The sequence below is a fragment of the Kocuria rosea genome (assembly GCF_006094695.1).
GTDB lineage: Bacteria > Actinomycetota > Actinomycetes > Actinomycetales > Micrococcaceae > Kocuria > Kocuria rosea.
Genome location: NZ_CP035103.1, coordinates 3,826,633 through 3,841,679 on the forward strand (window position 1 = coordinate 3,826,633; position 15,047 = coordinate 3,841,679).

Below are 15,047 nucleotides of genomic sequence, written 5' to 3' on the forward strand. Positions count from 1 at the left end.
GGTCGGGAGAGCTCACTGGTAGTGGACGTAGCGCCGGGAGAGGCGGAACTGCGCCAGGGTGACGAGCATGATCAGCACCATCAGCACGAGTCCGATGGCGGACGCCCTGCCGAACTCCAGCTGCTGGAACGCCGTCTGGTAGACGACCATCACGGCGGAGCGGGTCGAGTCCCCGGGGCCGCCGCGGGTGAGCACGTAGGGCTGGTCGAAGACCTGCAGCGCCGTGATGATCGCCGTCACGGACGCGACCAGGAGGGTCGGGCTGACCAGGGGCAGGGTCACGTTGCGGAACTTGGACCAGCCCTTGGCGCCGTCGAGGTCGGCCGCCTCGTAGAGCTCCTTGGGGATGGACGCGATCCCGCCGAGCAGGATCAGGAACGTGAAGCCGAAGTTCTGCCACACGTAGACGAGCACCACCACGAGCGAGGCCCCGGTCGTGGTGGTCAGCCAGGGCACGGCGGGCAGGCCGACATTGGTGAGGAGCCAGTTCACGACGCCGAACTGCTCGTTGAACATGTAGCGCATGAAGATCGAGACGCTGGCCGCGGAGAGGATCAGCGGGAAGAAGAACGTGGAGCGGAAGAACAGCCGCAACCAGGCCGGCATCTTCCCCTGCACCAGCACCGCCAGGGTCATCGCGAGGGACAGCTGCAGAGCCACCGCGACCACCACGAACACGATCGTGTTCAGGAAGGAGACCCGCACGGTCCGGTCCGTGACGAGCTCGGTGAAGTTGCGCAGCCCCACGAACTCGGGCGCGGAGATGATGTCCCACTGGAAGAAGGCCAGCACCACGGAGGCCAGGATGGGCAGCACCGTGAAGACGCCCATCCCGATGACGGTCGGAGCCAGGAAGACGACGGTCATCCACCTCTCGGCCCGGGAGCGGGTCCGCCGCGGCGACGGCACCGGTGCGGAGACCGTGGTGCGGGCGACGTCCGGTGCCGGTGCGATGGTGGTCATGAGTCCTCCCCGAGGATGAGAGCGAGTTCGGTGTCGAGCCGGTCGAGGGCCGAGGTCATCTGGCCGGCGCCGCCGCCCATGGCGACCGCCACGTTCTTCATGAGCGCGGACTCGACGGCGGCCTGCTGCGGCGGGGCGGGAATGGGACCGGTGCTGGGGAAGCGGTCCAGCGTGTCGTAGAAGACCTGCCAGTGCTCCGGGCCGGCCCCGCGGTAGAAGTCCGCGGTGACCATGGAGCGCCGGCTCGGCGTGGTGTTCGGGTGGGGGGTGGCCAGCTGCATCGACTCCTTGCGGGCCGTGAACTTGATCCACTCCCACGCCTGGTCCTTGCGCTCCGAGGTCTTCATCAGCGCGTAGCCGGCGCCGCCGAACTGGTGCCGCTGCGTGCGCCAGCGCGGGAAGAACTGCACGTCGAAGGCCTCCGGCCCCATCCCGGCCTCGTTCAGCCCCTGCGCCCAGTACCCGCCGGCCGGGGTGGCGCCCACACGGTTGGAGGCGAACAGGCCGATCAGGGCGTTGCCGCCGCCCTCCTCGGGGCGCACGCCGAGGCCCTCCTGCACGAGCTCCCGCAGGTAGTCGAACGTCTCCGTGACCCGCTCGTCCCGGACGTTGGAGCCCGTCCACAGGTAGCCGCCGCGGCGGTCGGCACCCGCCGGGTGGTCCCCGTAGAAGCCGTTCCACAGCCATCCGCCGCCCGGCGCCTTCTCCTCGGTGAGGAAGCTGGTGCCGTTGGCGTAGAGCCAGGGGACCACACCGCCGAACAGGCGGTTCGTCCAGTAGTAGGGGCGGAAGGAGCCCTCGTTGGAGCGCTGCATGGCGCGCATGAGCCCCGTGAAGTCGTCCTTGGTCCAGTCGTCGGCGGGCCGCTCCGCCCCGGCCCGGCGCAGCGCCGCCGTGTTGAGGTACATGTTGGCCGCGTTGAACTCCAGCGGCAGCTGGTACAGGTTCCCCTTGTACATGAAGGCCTCGACGAGGCTGGGGTGCACGTCGCGGAAGTACTCGCCCATCGTGGCGGCGTCCCGCTGGACGAAGCTGTCGAGGGGCACCGCGAGCCGGTCGGCGAACAGCTGGGTGCCCTCCGTGGCCACGTACACCAGGTCCGGCGCCTGGCCGGCCGCGACCATGGTGAGGATCTTGGAGAAGAAGTCGCCCCAGTCGGCGCTCTGGACGGCCTGGATCCGCACCGGGATGTCCGGGTGCTCGGCCCGGAACTCGTCCACCAGCTGCTGGCGCTTCGCGGCGTCCTGGGACGTGCCCTGGATCGCCACCGTCAGGACGTCATCCCCGCGACCGGGGATGTCGGAGGCGGTCAGGCGCGGCCACGCCCCGACGGTGGCCCCGGCCAGGGCGACGCCCCCGACCCCCAGTAGCGCGCGACGGGTCATGCTGCTCGCTGCAGTCATCCGCGTGTCCTCACTCTGCTGAACTAACACGTGTCAGGTTCCTGACACGTGTTAGGAGAGTAGAGACATCCGGGGCGAGGTGTCAAGGATCACAGTGCCGGGCCGTCACAAGACTGCATCGGGGGCCGTCCGGAACGGCGAGCACTCAGGAGACGAGTGCCGCCGCTCCGGGGCCGGTGAGCTCCTCCGGGCCGACCGGGCGCCCGGACACCGCCAGCAGCAGCGCGAGGACGCCGCCGCGCACCTCCGGGCCGGTCCCGGCGTCGAGGTCGGCGTCGGTGGCCACGAGCCGCAGGCCCGCCGCCCGCTCCTTCCCGCCGCCGAGCTTCGTGCTGGTCCGCAGCTGGTGGCGCAGGGCCTCGGCGACCGGTCCGGCCGGGCGGTCCCGGGTGAGCGAGAGCGGGCGCCGGATGTCCTCCCCGTGCACGAACGCCTCCACCAGCCGGGTGGCCGGCGCCGCCGGCGCGCTCGTGGTGCGGGCGCTCACCGCGCGGAACGCGGCCAGGGTGTCCCGCGGGTCGGCACGCCGCTCCCGCGCGACGCCGCGGGCGTTGCAGCGGTCGAAGTCGAAGCGGGCGGCCGCGAGGCGGCGGAGGAAGCCCAGGCGCGTGGTCCGCGCATCGTCGACGAGGTGGGCCAGGACGTCGTGGACGTCCCAGCCGGGGCACAGCGAGGGGGTCGCCCACTGCCGCGCCGGGAGGTCCTCCAGGTCCCGGATCAGCGCCCGGCGCTCGGCGTGGACCACGGGCCAGATCTCGGTCATGGGGACTCCTCGGTGCTCGGGCGCCCGGCGTGCTCGGGGCGGTGGGGTCAGGGGCGGACCCGCACCCGGGCCAGCTCCCGGGTCCGGCGCAGGTCCCAGCCGGTGCCGAGGACGACGACGAGCAGTGCCGCGGTGATGGGCTCCGGCTGCTGCAGCACCACCGCCAGGGCGACCAGTGCCGCGGTGAGCACGGCGGTCGCGGTGCGCGTCATGGTCCGGGTGGTCGTCTGCGTCATCGGTTCTCCCTGGGTGGTCTCGGGCGTGCTCCGGGGCCGAGCCTGGCACGGCAGGCTGTGCCGGAGCTGTCACCGCGACCGGCGGTGCTTGGGCGTCGGCTCAGGTCGACGGCGCCGCCGGCAGCCGCAGCAGGAACGTGGTGGTCGGGGCGGACTCGAGGGTGAGGCTGCCGCCGAGGGACTCGGCGAGCTCGGCGGCGACCGTCAGTCCGATGCCCTCGCCCCCCTCCCCGGTGCTGACGTGGCGGTCGAAGATGCCCCGGTCCACGGGTCGGTCCCCCTCGTCCTGGACCGTGATCGCCCAGTGCGTGCGGGCATCCCTGGCCCGTACGCGCACGACTCCGCGGCCGTGCCGCAGGGCGTTGTGGATGAGCACGTCCAGGATCTGCTGCAGCAGCCCGGGATGCGTGCGGACGCGGGCGGGACGCGGTGCCATCGCCGTGACGGTGCGGCCCCCCGCACCGGCCTGCCGGTCCCAGCGCGCGGCGGTCTCGGCGGTGAGCAGCGCCAGGTCCACGGGCACCGGGCGCTCCAGACGGCGGCCGCGGGAGTGCTCCAGCAGCTCGGTCACGGTCCCGCTGAGCCGGTCCAGCTCTCCCAGCGCCCGGTCGAGCTGCTCGGACACCGCGGGGGCGGTCTCGGGCCAGTAGGTGAGGTCCTCGAGCTCCAGGCGCAGGGCGGTGAGCGGGGTCCGCAGCTGGTGGGAGGCGTTGGCCGCGAACTGCCGCTCGCGGTGCAGCAGGGCCTCGAGCTGCCGGGAGCTGGTCTGCAGCGCCACCCCGATGGCCCGGGCCTCGGGCAGCGTGGAGTCCATCGGCGGCAGGCTGAAGGTCCCGTCCCCCAGCCGGCGGGCGGCGTCGGCCAGCTGCTGGAAGGGCCGCGCCAGCCCGCGGGCCAGCACCACCGCGGCGAGGACGGCCAGGACCACGACCCCCAGGCCGATGAGCACGATCGGCATCACGGCATCGGTGATCCGCTCGCTCACCGCCGCACCGGAGCGGGTCAGCTCCAGGGCGCTGCCGTCCGGCAGCCGCCGGGTCGCCACCACGTCCGCGGCGTGGCCCTCAGCCTCGCCCGCCGACGCCAGCACCCGGCCGTCCGCAGCCCGGTGGACCAGGACCTCCCCGTCGTGCACGAGGGCGTCCAGGTCCTCGTCGACGGGTCCACCGCCGCGCGAGCGCTCCGTGAGCACGGCTGCGATCAGGTCCGCGGAGCGCTCGGTCTGCTGGACCACGGTGGTCTGCGCCTGCTCGGCCACCATGTAGGCCCGCGGGCCGCCGTACAGGACGATCACGGCGATCGCCAGACCGACGAGCGCCGTGACCAGCCGGTCACGCATCCGGCGGGCCGTCCTCGAGCCGGAAGCCGATCCCGCGCACGGTGACGATCTGGGCCGGCGCCCCGGAGTCGGCCAGCTTGTGCCGCAGCCGGGCCACGGTGACGTCGAGGGTCTTGGTGGAGCCGAACCAGTTCTCGTCCCACACCCGGTCCATGAGGTGCTCCCGCGTGACCACGTCCCCGCGGACACCGTCCAGTTCGGCCAGCACGTCGAACTCCTTGGCGGTGACCGGCAGGACCGTGTCCGCCACGAAGGCCTGCCGGGACCGCGGGTCCACCCGCAGCCCCGGGGCGGTCTGCGGCTGCGGCACGGGAGCGGTGGACGGGCCGTTCTGCCGGCGCAGCAGCGCCCGGACGCGGGCCAGCAGCTCGGCCAGGCTGAAGGGCTTGGCCATGTAGTCGTCGGCGCCCACGTCGAGGCCGACCACCCGGTCGATCTCCGAGCCGCGCGCGGTGAGGATGAGCACGGCCCCGGTGTAGCCGTCCTCGCGGGCCTGCCGGCACACGTCCAGTCCGTCCCCGTCCGGCAGCCCGAGGTCGAGGACCACCAGCGGGAACCGCCCGGTGGCGGCGCTCGCGAGGGCGGCCTGGCCGGTGCTCACCCGCTCCACGGCGTACTGCTCCCGCTCGAGGGCGCGGGTCAGGGGGAGGGCGATGCCGTCGTCGTCCTCCACCAGGAGGATGCTGGGGACCATTGCAAAAGCATATCCATTCTCATGGGACTGCCCGGTGTCCCGCGTCATGTTTCGGCCGCAGGCCCACCAGGACGACGACGGCGCCCGCCATCGCCGCTGTTCCCGTCACCGTGAGGCCGGTCCGTGCGCCCGCGTGACCGAGCCCGGGCAGGCCGAGCGCCGCCAGCAGGCCCTCCCCGAAGAGCACGAGCGCCGCCACGAGCACCAGGGTGAAGCGGGCCGCGAAGCAGCCGCGGAGCCGGAGGCGCACGGCGCCCACGACGCCCAGTGCGGCACCGGCGAAGAGCAGCACGCTCAGGTAGGCGGCCTCGTCCCGGATGAGCACGGCCTGGACGGCGAGGACTGCGGCGAGCAGCACCGCGGCCACGGCGGTGGCCCGGCGGGCGCGCGGACGGCGCATCAGAAGTCCCCGTCCGCGGCGCCGGTCTCGTTGACCGCTGCCGACGACACGGCCTTGCCGGCGAGGTCCTTGACGGCGGTGCTGGGCGTCCAGGCCATCGTCGGCGTGCTGTTCGTGCTCGGCGTGCCGCCGCCCGTCCTCTGGCCCAGTGTCACGGTGAGCACCGTGCGCGGACGGCCGTCGACGACGACCGCCTCCGCCGTCATGGTGGCGTCGAACCGGGCGCTCGTCGAGACCGAGAGGTAGTCGGCGCCCAGGTTCACGGAGCCCACGGAATCGGCCCGGGCGGAGCCGGCCACGGTGATGCTGCTGTCGGCGAACCAGCCGCTCTGCATGTTCAGCGCGGTCGCCAGTGCGCTGCCGTCCCACCCGGTGCTGATCGTGTTCAGGTCCACGAGGTGGCTGTAGGTGTAGGTGATCGTGTCCCCGGCGTCCATCGTGCCGGCCCTGCCCCCGTTGGCGGCCTGGACGTCCACGCCGCGGACCACGGTGTTGAGCACGTGCCGTTCGGGAACGGACGCCGAGGCGGTCTCCCGCCCCTTGCTGTCCACCAGGACCGCGCGGAGGTCGTAGGCGCCGTCTGCCACACCGGTCGTGGTCCAGGCGCAGCTGTACGGCGCGGTGGTGTCGGTGCACACCGTGCTCCAGGTGGTCGTGCCGGCGGGGGCGTACTGGAAGCGGACCGCCTGCACCCCCGCGGTGGAGGCAGCGGTGGCGCTCAGCGTGGTGCCGCCGGACAGGTAGGTCTTCGGGGCGGCCAGGGTGACGGTGCTGACCGGGTTCTCGACCTCCCGGTTCGCGACCACCGCGGAGGTGGTGGCGTTGCCGGCGCGGTCGGTCGCGACCGCCCGGAGGTCGTAGCGACCGTCGGGCAGCTGCCGGGTGTCGTAGCGGCAGGAGTAGGTGGCGGCGGTCGCGGTGCACAGGTCCCGGTAGGTGCTCGAGCCGCTCGGGGCGTACTGGAGGACCACCTTCTGCACACCGGTGCCGGGGTCGGCCGCGGTGGCCTCGAAGGTCCGGGTGCCGCCGAGGAGCGTGCCGGGATCGATCATCGTCACGACGGGCCCGGTGTTGTCCACCACGGTGGTCGCCACGGCGGAGACCGCCGAGTACCCGGCCCGGTCGGTCGCCACGGAGCGCAGCGCGTAGGAGCCGTCCACGACACCGGGGGTGCTCCACGTGCAGCGGTAGGGGGCCGAGGCGGTGGTGCACACCGTGCGCCACTCGCCTCCGGAGGCCGAGCGGTACTGGACCGCGACGGTGTCGATCCCGGTCTCGGCGTCTGCGGCGGACGCGGTGAGGACGACCGAGCCCGCCAGGATTGCGCCCGGAGGGGTGAGGGACGTGGTGGGCGGGGTCCAGTCCGCGGCGGCCCGGACGGTGCCCTGCGGGTTGGCCGAGCGGCTCGTGAAGGACGCGGAGGAGAACTCGGCGGTGCTGCTGAGGCCCAGGAGCAGACCGAGCACGACGACGAGAACGGCGGTCGCGGCGGTTCGTGCGGTCATGGCGATCAGTGGCTCCCGAAGCGTGGGTCGAGGTCGGTGTGGGCGAGGACCGGGTGGTCGGTTCCCACGCTAGAGAGCCGGTGGCAACAGCCGGGGAACAGAGGCCGTTCGCAGTTCCACAGTTCGGCAACACCTCCGCGGCAGGGCATACGGCATGCCGTGCCGCCGCGGGTCAGACCGCGGCGGCGGTCCTCCGGCCCGGGACGGGGCGTCTCGGCGGGCCGTCGAGGTGTTTCCGCGCCGTGGCGGCAGACGGCTGGGGGGTCTCGGTGCGGGGCCGGGGCCGGCGCAGGACCTGCACGACCTCGATCGCGCAGCGGAGGGCGATGAGCCCGGCCGGCATGCCGATGACGAGCTGCCGGACCTGCGGTTCGGACAGGGCGATGAACACCCAGCCGAGGTGGGGGACGGCGTGGTCCAGACGGGCCTGGGTGGGACCGGGCAGCTGGAAGGTCCACGGGTCGGCGTCGGCGTTGGCGTCGCCCTGGGTCCGGAACACGGGCCCGCTCTCGGACTCCTCGACGGTGAGGATGCGGTGGGTGACCAGTTCGGTGAGCCCGGAGTCCGGCGGGGGCAGGTAGGTGATGACGTCGCCGACGGCCAGGTCCGCCACCGGCACCGCGCTCTCGATGGCCAGGGTGCCCTTCTCGAAGGTCCCGGACATCGACGCGCCGGTGATGACGTAGCGCTCGTAGCCCAGCGCACCGGGCACGAGCATGGCCAGGGCCAGGGCCAGCACCACGAGCGCCGCCAGGTTCAGCAGCACCCGGGAGGCGGTCCGGGCCGCGATCCGCACAGCACGCACGGTGTCCTCCTGCTGCGGGCGCACGCCCGCGGTCGTGTCGAGCAGGGACGGCGGGGCCCGCCCGTCAGGGCCGGCCCCGCCGGACGGGTCACTGGTCGGTGGTGGTGCCCGCGGACTGCACCGCGTCCCAGCTGTAGGTAGCCGTGGCGGTCTTGCCCTGCTCGGTGTTGTCGGCCTTCGAGTCGAGGGTGACGCTGAAGACGAACGTCTTGGCCTGGCCCGGGGCCCAATCGCCCAGCACCAGCGGGCCGGCGGCGGTGAGCTCGCCGAAGGTACCGGTCCACACCGGCGCGGTGGAGCCGGACTCGGTGATCGTGAGCCGGAGGTTGGACTTCGTGGTGAACCCGTTGGTCGCGGTCTCCGTGAGCTTGAAGCCGGCGCCGAGGGAGCCGGAGTTGGTGATGGTGACCGAGCCGTTGAGGGTGTCGCCGGGCTTCATGTTGTCGAGGTTGAACACCGCACTGTTGGCCTTGGAGTTCGTCTGGGTCAGCGAGCCGGTGCTGAAGGCGTTGGCGGAGTTCACCGAGTTGGAGGTGAAGTCCGCCCCGGAGCCCACGGCGAGCGCGGCGGCGGCGGCGAGGCCGGCGAGGGGGACGAGGACGCGGTAGCGGCGGGGGCGGGAGACGGTGGCGACGGCGGTGGCGGTCATGGGAGGAGCCCTTCGTTCGGTGGTGCGCTGCGGTGGGTTGTTGACTCCAAAACTACGGAGCGCCGTTCCACCGCTCGGCCACGCATTTGCCTCCGCAAAGCCCCAGTTCCACCACACCCGACGCCGGGCGCCACCGTTTCCTACATCCTGGTAACAACCCGCGCAGCAGGACGTTTCCCCTTGTGGGCGGGTCGGGGGACAGCCCTCGTCGTCGACTACCGGACGTGCTCGCGCAGGAAGGCGACCGCGCGCTCCCAGGCCGCGGCCGCGGCGTCGGGGCGGTGGTTCGCCCGGTTCCGGTCGTTGTGGAAGGCGTGCGGGGCGTCGTAGTAGTGGAACTCGACCACGGGTGCGGAGGACTCGCGGCGGAGCTGCTCCTCGAGCGCCTGCGCCTTCTCGACCGGGTAGGACGAGTCCTCGCGGCCGTAGTGGCCCTGCACCGCCGCGCGCACCCCGTGGCAGGCGTCCGGCACGCCCTGGCCGACGCCGTAGAACGGCACCGCGGCGCCGATCCGCTCGCCCTGGTCCGTGGCGAGTGCCAGGACGAACCCGCCGCCCATGCAGAAGCCGATCGCCCCCGCCGTGGAGCTGGTGACGGCCTCGTGGCCGAGCAGGAAGTCGACGGAGCCGGCGAGCAGCCGCACACCCTCCTCCTCGGGCAGCCGGGACATCATCTCGGCGGCCTCCTCGCCGTCGTGGGTGATGGACCCGCCGTAGAGGTCGGGGGCCAGGGCCACGAAGCCCTCGGCGGCGAGCCGGTCCGCCACGTCCCGGATGTGGTCGGTGAGCCCCCACCACTCCTGGATCACGAGCACGCCGGGACCGCGGCCGGCGGCCGGCAGCGCCAGGTAGCCGTGGGCCCGGCCCCCGGCCGAGGGGAAGGTGACGTTCTGGTGCGGGGTGGTCTCCACTGCGGTGCTCCTTCGGATCGGGGCTGCGTCGGGCCAGTGTAGGCAGGAGTGTGGACAGGCGATTCCCCATCACAGGGCAGGTGCGGGATCCTCCGAGGCGTTTGCTTTCGTACACTTCAGTGTGGGCCGGGTGACGGCCCGATCCAGCACAGAAGCCAGGAACCATGCACCAGCCCGGTGGCACCACGCCGCAGCGGGGAGCGTCGCCCCGGACCCGCGACGAGCACGCCGCCGCCGCGCGCCTCCCGCGGTCCCCGAGCGGACGGACGCCGCAGTGGGTGCTCGAGGAGGCGCTGGAGCAGCAGCGCGAGGCCCTGCTGGGCCCGGGCGCGCGCCGGCGCCGGGACCGGCGCGCCGCCCGGGCGGCCAGGGCATCCGCCCGCCGCTGGGCGAGGGCGCCGCGGAGGCGCAGCACGGCGTGGCGGGCGACCCCGGCCGTGGGCGTCGTGGTGCTGCTGATGCTCTGGTTCACGCCCGGGCTCCTCCAGGACTACGCGCTGCCGGTCATCCGCCCCTACCTGCCGAACGCGTCGGCGCCCCCGCCCGGGGTCGGGGCAGCACCGGCGCCGCTGGGGGCGCCCCCGGTGGTCGAGGACGTCGGGGGCCACCGCTTCATGGACTCCCCGGACCCCGCCCAGCCGATGGTCGCCTACGACCCGTGCCGTCCGGTGCACTACGTCGTGCGCCCGGACGGCGCCCCGCCGGGCGGCCGGCAGCTCGTCGAGGAGGCGGTCGCCGAGATCTCCGCGGCCACCGGTCTGCGGTTCGTCCCCGCGGGGACGACGACGGAGGCGCCCGCCGAGCAGCGCGCGCCCTATCAGCCGGACCGGTACGGCCGGCAGTGGGCGCCCGTGCTCATCGCGTGGTCCGACGAGACCGAGGTGCCGGGGCTGGCCGGCAACGTGGTGGGCCTCGGCGGCAGCACGGCCCGGCAGGCGCCCGGGGGGCCGTTCGCCTACGTCACCGGTCAGGCCGCCCTCGACGCCCCCGGTCTGGCGCCGGTGCTGGAGCACCCGGACGGAGCGGCCCACGTCCGCGCGACCATCATCCACGAGCTGGCGCACGTGGTGGGGCTCGCCCACGTCGACGACCCCACCCAGATGATGCACCCGGCGGGCGGGGCCACGGTGCTCTCGGCCGGGGACCGGGCCGGCCTGGCGAAGCTGGGCGCCGGGCCGTGCGTGCCGCGGCTCTGACCCGGACCGCGCCGGCGTGCCGCCCGCCGTGCCCGGATCCGGAGCGGAGCCGCAGGCCGGAGCGCGGTGGGCGGACGCCCGGTGGGTGAACGAGCGGCGCGGCGTCGTTCGCCGACATGTTCCCCGGATGCCACCGGCCGGCCACGCCCCGGTCCTACGCTCGGCGCATGCGCAGAGTCCCAGCAGCCGCCGCACTGGCCGCGGCCGTCCTCCTCACCTCCACGCCGGGGGCGCTCGCCCACAACGGCGATCCGGGCCGCGGGCCCGCCGGCGCGCCCGTGCTCGAGCAGCGCGCCACCCTCTCCGCCGACCACCTCGCCGAGGGCCCGCCCTCCGGGGCGGCGGCCACGCCGGCGAACGGCCGCACCGGCCCCTTCGACGGACAGGTCATCCCCGGCTTCTCCGCCATGGTCGACAACGGCGACGGCACGTTCTGGGCTATGCCGGACAACGGCTTCGGCAACCAGGAGAACTCCGCCGACTTCCTGCTGCGGCTCTACCGCATCGCCCCGCAGTGGGAGACCGCCGAGGGCGGGAGCGGCGAGATCGAGGTCCAGGACCACGTGTCGCTGCGGGACCCGCACCACCGCATCCCCTTCCCCGTGGTGCACGAGGACACCGAGGAGCGGCTGCTGACCGGCAACGACTTCGACGTCGAGTCCGTGGTCCGCCAGCTGGACGGCACCTTCTGGATCGGCGAGGAGTTCGGGCCCTTCCTGCTGCACGTGGACGCCGAGGGCGTGGTGCTCGAGGAGCCCGTGCCGCTGGCCGACGTCCGCGACGGCGGGACGGGCACGCTCGAGTCGCCGCAGAGCCCCTACCTCGAGGACGGGGAGCGGCCCGCCGTCGGCGCCAGCAAGGGCTTCGAGGCCATGGCGGGCTCGCGGAACGGCCGCTACCTCTACCCGATCCTGGAGGGCGCCCTCGCCGACGACGACGATCCGCGCCGCCGGCTGGTCCTGGAGTTCGACACGAGGACGCGGGAGTACACCGGCCGCACGTGGGACTACGAGACGGACACCGACGCCAACCTCGTGGGCGACGCGTTCCTGACGGGTCAGAACCGGCTCCTGGTCCTCGAGCGCGACGACCTCGACGGCCCCGCGGCGGTCACCAAGCGCGTCTACGCCGTCGACCTCCGCCGCACGGAGGACTCGGGTCGCCTCGAGAAGGAGCTGGTGGCCGATCTGCTGGCCATCGACAACCCGGCCGGCATCGGCACCGGGACCTCCCCCGGCGCCTACGGCGTGGGCGCGCAGTTCTCCTTCCCCCAGCAGTCGGTCGAGGTGGTCCTGCAGCTGCGGGACGGCCGCCTGCTGGTCGGCAACGACAACAACTACCCGGGCAACGACGCCCGCGTCCCGGGCACCCCGGACGACACCGAGCTCATCGTGCTGGACCGCGAGCGCCTCGAGCCCGCGGCCGGGACGGGCCCCGAGGTGATCGGTCACCGCGGCGCCTCCGGCTACCGCCCCGAGCACACGCTGGCCTCCTACCAGCTGGCCATCACGCAGTGCGCCGACGTCGTCGAGCCCGACCTCGTCCCCACGAAGGACGGCGAGCTCGTGGCGCGGCACGAGAACGAGATCGGCGGCACCACGGACGTCGAGGACCGCCCGGAGTTCGCCGAGCGGCGCACCACCAAGGTGGTCGACGGCACCGAGGTCACCGGCTGGTTCACCGAGGACTTCACGCTGGCCGAGCTGCGCACCCTGCGCGCGGAGGAGCGCATCCCGGAGCTGCGCCCGGGCAGCACCGCCTTCGACGGCCTGTACCCGATCCCGACGTTCGAGGAGGTCGTGGACCTCGCCCGCCGCTCGCGCACCTGCGACGGCGAGCCGGTGGGGATCGCGCCCGAGCTCAAGCACCCCACGTACTTCGACTCGATCGGCCTGTCCCTGGAGGAGAGGACGGTCGAGGTGCTCGAGGCCAACGGCTACGGCGACGAGGCGGACCCGGTGGTCCTCCAGAGCTTCGAGACCGCCAACCTGCGCGAGCTCGACGGGATGACCGACGTGCGCCTCGCCCAGCTGGTCGACTGCTCGGGCGCGCCGTTCGACCTCGCTACCGCCGGCGATCCGCGCGGCTACGCGGACCTCACGACGGCGGAGGGTCTGGCGGAGATCGCGTCCTACGCCGACATCCTCGGCGCCTGCAAGGACGTCATGATCCCGCGGGAGACTGACGACACCCTCGGCGAGCCGACGGCCGTGATCGCCGACGCCCACGCCGCGGGTCTCGAGGTCCACGGCTGGACCTTCCGGGCGGAGAACTTCTTCCTCCCCGCCGAGCACCGCGCCGGCGCCGATCCGCGGGCGCACGGCGACCTGGCGGGGGAGATCAGGGCCTTCGTGGAGGCCGGCATGGACGGACTCTTCTCCGACCACCCGGACCACGCGGCGGCGGCCCTCGAGGACCTGTCCTGACGACCCGTTCCGGCGCCCTGTCCTGACGCCGGCGTTCCAGGGGCCGCCCGGGCCGCACCGGGCGGCCCCTGCGCGGCCCGGCCCGTCACCGGCGGCGCTCGGCCCCGTCGTCGGCGGGAGCCCTGGTGCGAAGCCGGGAGAACCCGACGAGGACCGAGGCCGTCGCCGTAATCGCCACCGCGAGCACCGCGATCCACACCGCCACGGACCCGTAGCCGCCGGCCGCCTCGTGCGGGTCCAGGAACGGATAGGGGTACCACCACGGGTTGCCGGTGCCCTCGTCCAGCACGAACGGCGCCCGCACCAGGGTGTAGACGGCCCACAGCACCGGATAGACCACGATCCCGCCGACCGTCCGCCACCGGACCGGGCTCCGCCCCGGGGCGAGCAGCCAGTCCAGCAGCGCGTAGACCGGGACGATCGTGTGCAGCACCTCGTTGGCCCACGGCTGCTCCAGGGCCGCCTCCTGCGGCAGAGCGCGCAGCAGCGCGTTGTAGACCACCCCGGTGGTGACGGTGTACGTCGTGGCCGCGGCGCGCAGGGCCCCGAACCACGGCGGGTCGGCGCCCCGCCGGGCGAGCAGCGACCACGCGCCGAACCCGAACACCACGGCGTGGAACAGCGACGTCTGGATGGTGAAGTAGCTGAAGAAGTTGGCGACGTCGACCGCGATGGCCCGGTCCCCGCGCTCGATCCAGAACCGCAGGTACGCCTGCAGCCGCCCGGCCACGGCCACGACCAGGGCCAGGCCCATCAGCACGCGGGCCGCGGCGAAGCACCGTCTCATGTCTGCCTTCCTCCGGTGCCGCAATCTACCCCGAACGGCTGACCTGCGAGAATAGGGGTCCCGACACCACCGGCCGGAGCGGAGGGAACACCGTGCGCAGGTTCGAGCCACCGCAGCCCCGTGCCCGGCAGACGGCGCTCGTCCCGCTCGCGGTCGCCCTGGGCGTCCTGACCGGCTGCACACCGCAGGCCGTGGAGGCCACCTCCCCCGCCGCACGGGCGCTCGCGGCACTGCCCGTCGAGAACGCCGGCGGCGGAGAGGACTACGACCGGCTCGCCCAGTTCGGGGACTGGGCCGATCCCGATGGCAACGGCTGCGACGCCCGCAACGACGTCCTGGCCCGGGACCTGACCGGTGACGTCCTCCACGACGACGGGTGCAGGGTCCTCTCCGGGACCCTCGAGGACCCCTACACCGGGCGGACGATCGAGTTCGTCCGCGGACCGCTGACCTCCGCCGACGTGCAGATCGACCACGTGGTGGCGCTGAAGAACGCGTGGATCTCCGGGGCCGATCGGCTCACCCAGGAGGAGCGCACGGCCCTGGCCAACGACCCGCTCAACCTGCGGGCCGTGGACGGGCCGACCAACGGGGAGAAGTCCGCCTCCGACGCCGCCGGGTGGCTGCCGCCGAACGAGTCCTTCCGGTGCGAGTACGTGGCCACCCAGATCGCGGTCAAGACCCGCTACGAACTGTTCGTGACGGCTCCCGAGCGGGACGCCATGGCGGACGTGCTGGCCGGGTGCCCGGACCAGGACGTGCCCACCGACGTCCCGCCCGCCGGGAACACCGCCGCGGGGCCGTCACCGGCGGAGGAGGTCCACTACGCCGACTGCGCCGCGGTCCGCGCCGCGGGTGCGGCGCCCCTGCGCTCGGACCAGCCCGGCTACCGGCCGGAGCTGGACCGGGGCGGGGCCGAGGGCCTGGCCTGCGAGTGACGGCGGGAACCGAGGTGCGGCGCGGCGGCGCT

Annotated in this window: 15 protein-coding genes; 3 read left to right on the forward strand and 12 right to left on the reverse strand. The window is 73.6% G+C overall.

What is annotated here, in order from left to right:
• Window positions 1-12 precede the first annotated feature (12 nt).
• From EQG70_RS17435 to EQG70_RS17485, 11 genes are all read right to left on the reverse strand, one after another.
• Complete coding sequence (locus EQG70_RS17435) at window positions 13-963, reverse strand: carbohydrate ABC transporter permease (protein ID WP_207307482.1); 951 nt, start codon at window positions 961-963, stop codon at window positions 13-15.
• Window positions 960-2,366, reverse strand: coding sequence for an extracellular solute-binding protein (locus tag EQG70_RS17440; RefSeq protein ID WP_165440208.1), 1,407 nt, complete (start codon window positions 2,364-2,366; stop codon window positions 960-962). Before EQG70_RS17440 ends, EQG70_RS17435 begins: the two co-directional genes overlap by 4 nt.
• 145 nt (window positions 2,367-2,511) lie before the next feature.
• Window positions 2,512-3,129 carry a maleylpyruvate isomerase family mycothiol-dependent enzyme gene (locus EQG70_RS17445; RefSeq protein WP_109269083.1) on the reverse strand — a complete coding sequence of 206 codons (618 nt, stop codon included), beginning with the start codon at window positions 3,127-3,129 and terminating at the stop codon, window positions 2,512-2,514.
• A 47-nt stretch (window positions 3,130-3,176) separates the two neighbouring features.
• Window positions 3,177-3,365: a hypothetical protein gene (locus EQG70_RS17450; protein WP_109269082.1), complete on the reverse strand. Its 189-nt coding sequence runs from the start codon at window positions 3,363-3,365 to the stop codon at window positions 3,177-3,179.
• A gap of 100 nt (window positions 3,366-3,465) precedes the next feature.
• Complete coding sequence (locus EQG70_RS17455; protein ID WP_109269081.1) at window positions 3,466-4,704, reverse strand: sensor histidine kinase; 1,239 nt, start codon at window positions 4,702-4,704, stop codon at window positions 3,466-3,468.
• Window positions 4,697-5,398 carry a response regulator transcription factor gene (locus EQG70_RS17460; RefSeq protein ID WP_109269080.1) on the reverse strand — a complete coding sequence of 234 codons (702 nt, stop codon included), beginning with the start codon at window positions 5,396-5,398 and terminating at the stop codon, window positions 4,697-4,699. Before EQG70_RS17460 ends, EQG70_RS17455 begins: the two co-directional genes overlap by 8 nt.
• A gap of 19 nt (window positions 5,399-5,417) precedes the next feature.
• Window positions 5,418-5,798, reverse strand: coding sequence for a hypothetical protein (locus tag EQG70_RS17465; RefSeq protein WP_109269079.1), 381 nt, complete (start codon window positions 5,796-5,798; stop codon window positions 5,418-5,420).
• On the reverse strand, window positions 5,798-7,303 hold the full coding sequence (locus EQG70_RS17470) for an Ig-like domain-containing protein (RefSeq protein WP_109269078.1): 1,506 nt from the start codon (window positions 7,301-7,303) through the stop codon (window positions 5,798-5,800). The genes EQG70_RS17465 and EQG70_RS17470 overlap by 1 nt, the downstream gene beginning before the upstream one ends.
• Before the next feature lie 172 nt (window positions 7,304-7,475).
• The gene (locus tag EQG70_RS17475) at window positions 7,476-8,108 is read right to left on the reverse strand and encodes a signal peptidase I (RefSeq protein WP_244296605.1); all 633 of its coding nucleotides are present in this window, start codon (window positions 8,106-8,108) and stop codon (window positions 7,476-7,478) included.
• Between the two features lie 88 nt (window positions 8,109-8,196).
• The gene (locus EQG70_RS17480; RefSeq protein WP_109269076.1) at window positions 8,197-8,757 is read right to left on the reverse strand and encodes a TasA family protein; all 561 of its coding nucleotides are present in this window, start codon (window positions 8,755-8,757) and stop codon (window positions 8,197-8,199) included.
• A 215-nt stretch (window positions 8,758-8,972) separates the two neighbouring features.
• On the reverse strand, window positions 8,973-9,668 hold the full coding sequence (locus tag EQG70_RS17485) for a dienelactone hydrolase family protein (protein WP_109269075.1): 696 nt from the start codon (window positions 9,666-9,668) through the stop codon (window positions 8,973-8,975).
• A 164-nt stretch (window positions 9,669-9,832) separates the two neighbouring features.
• Between EQG70_RS17485 and EQG70_RS17490 the strand changes: the two genes are divergently transcribed.
• The gene (locus tag EQG70_RS17490) at window positions 9,833-10,864 is read left to right on the forward strand and encodes a zinc metalloprotease (RefSeq protein ID WP_241975650.1); all 1,032 of its coding nucleotides are present in this window, start codon (window positions 9,833-9,835) and stop codon (window positions 10,862-10,864) included.
• Between the two features lie 167 nt (window positions 10,865-11,031).
• The gene (locus tag EQG70_RS17495; protein ID WP_109269074.1) at window positions 11,032-13,290 is read left to right on the forward strand and encodes an esterase-like activity of phytase family protein; all 2,259 of its coding nucleotides are present in this window, start codon (window positions 11,032-11,034) and stop codon (window positions 13,288-13,290) included.
• Window positions 13,291-13,375: 85 nt separating this feature from the next.
• Here the strand turns inward: EQG70_RS17495 and EQG70_RS17500 are convergent, their stop codons facing one another.
• Window positions 13,376-14,077 (reverse strand): Pr6Pr family membrane protein, encoded by a 702-nt coding sequence (locus tag EQG70_RS17500; protein WP_017834968.1) that lies wholly within the window; start codon window positions 14,075-14,077, stop codon window positions 13,376-13,378.
• Between the two features lie 92 nt (window positions 14,078-14,169).
• On the opposite strand from EQG70_RS17500, the gene EQG70_RS17505 reads away from it, so the two are divergent.
• Entirely contained in the window at window positions 14,170-15,015 is an 846-nt protein-coding gene (locus EQG70_RS17505; protein WP_244296607.1) for a GmrSD restriction endonuclease domain-containing protein, read from the forward strand.
• Window positions 15,016-15,047: the final 32 nt, after the last annotated feature.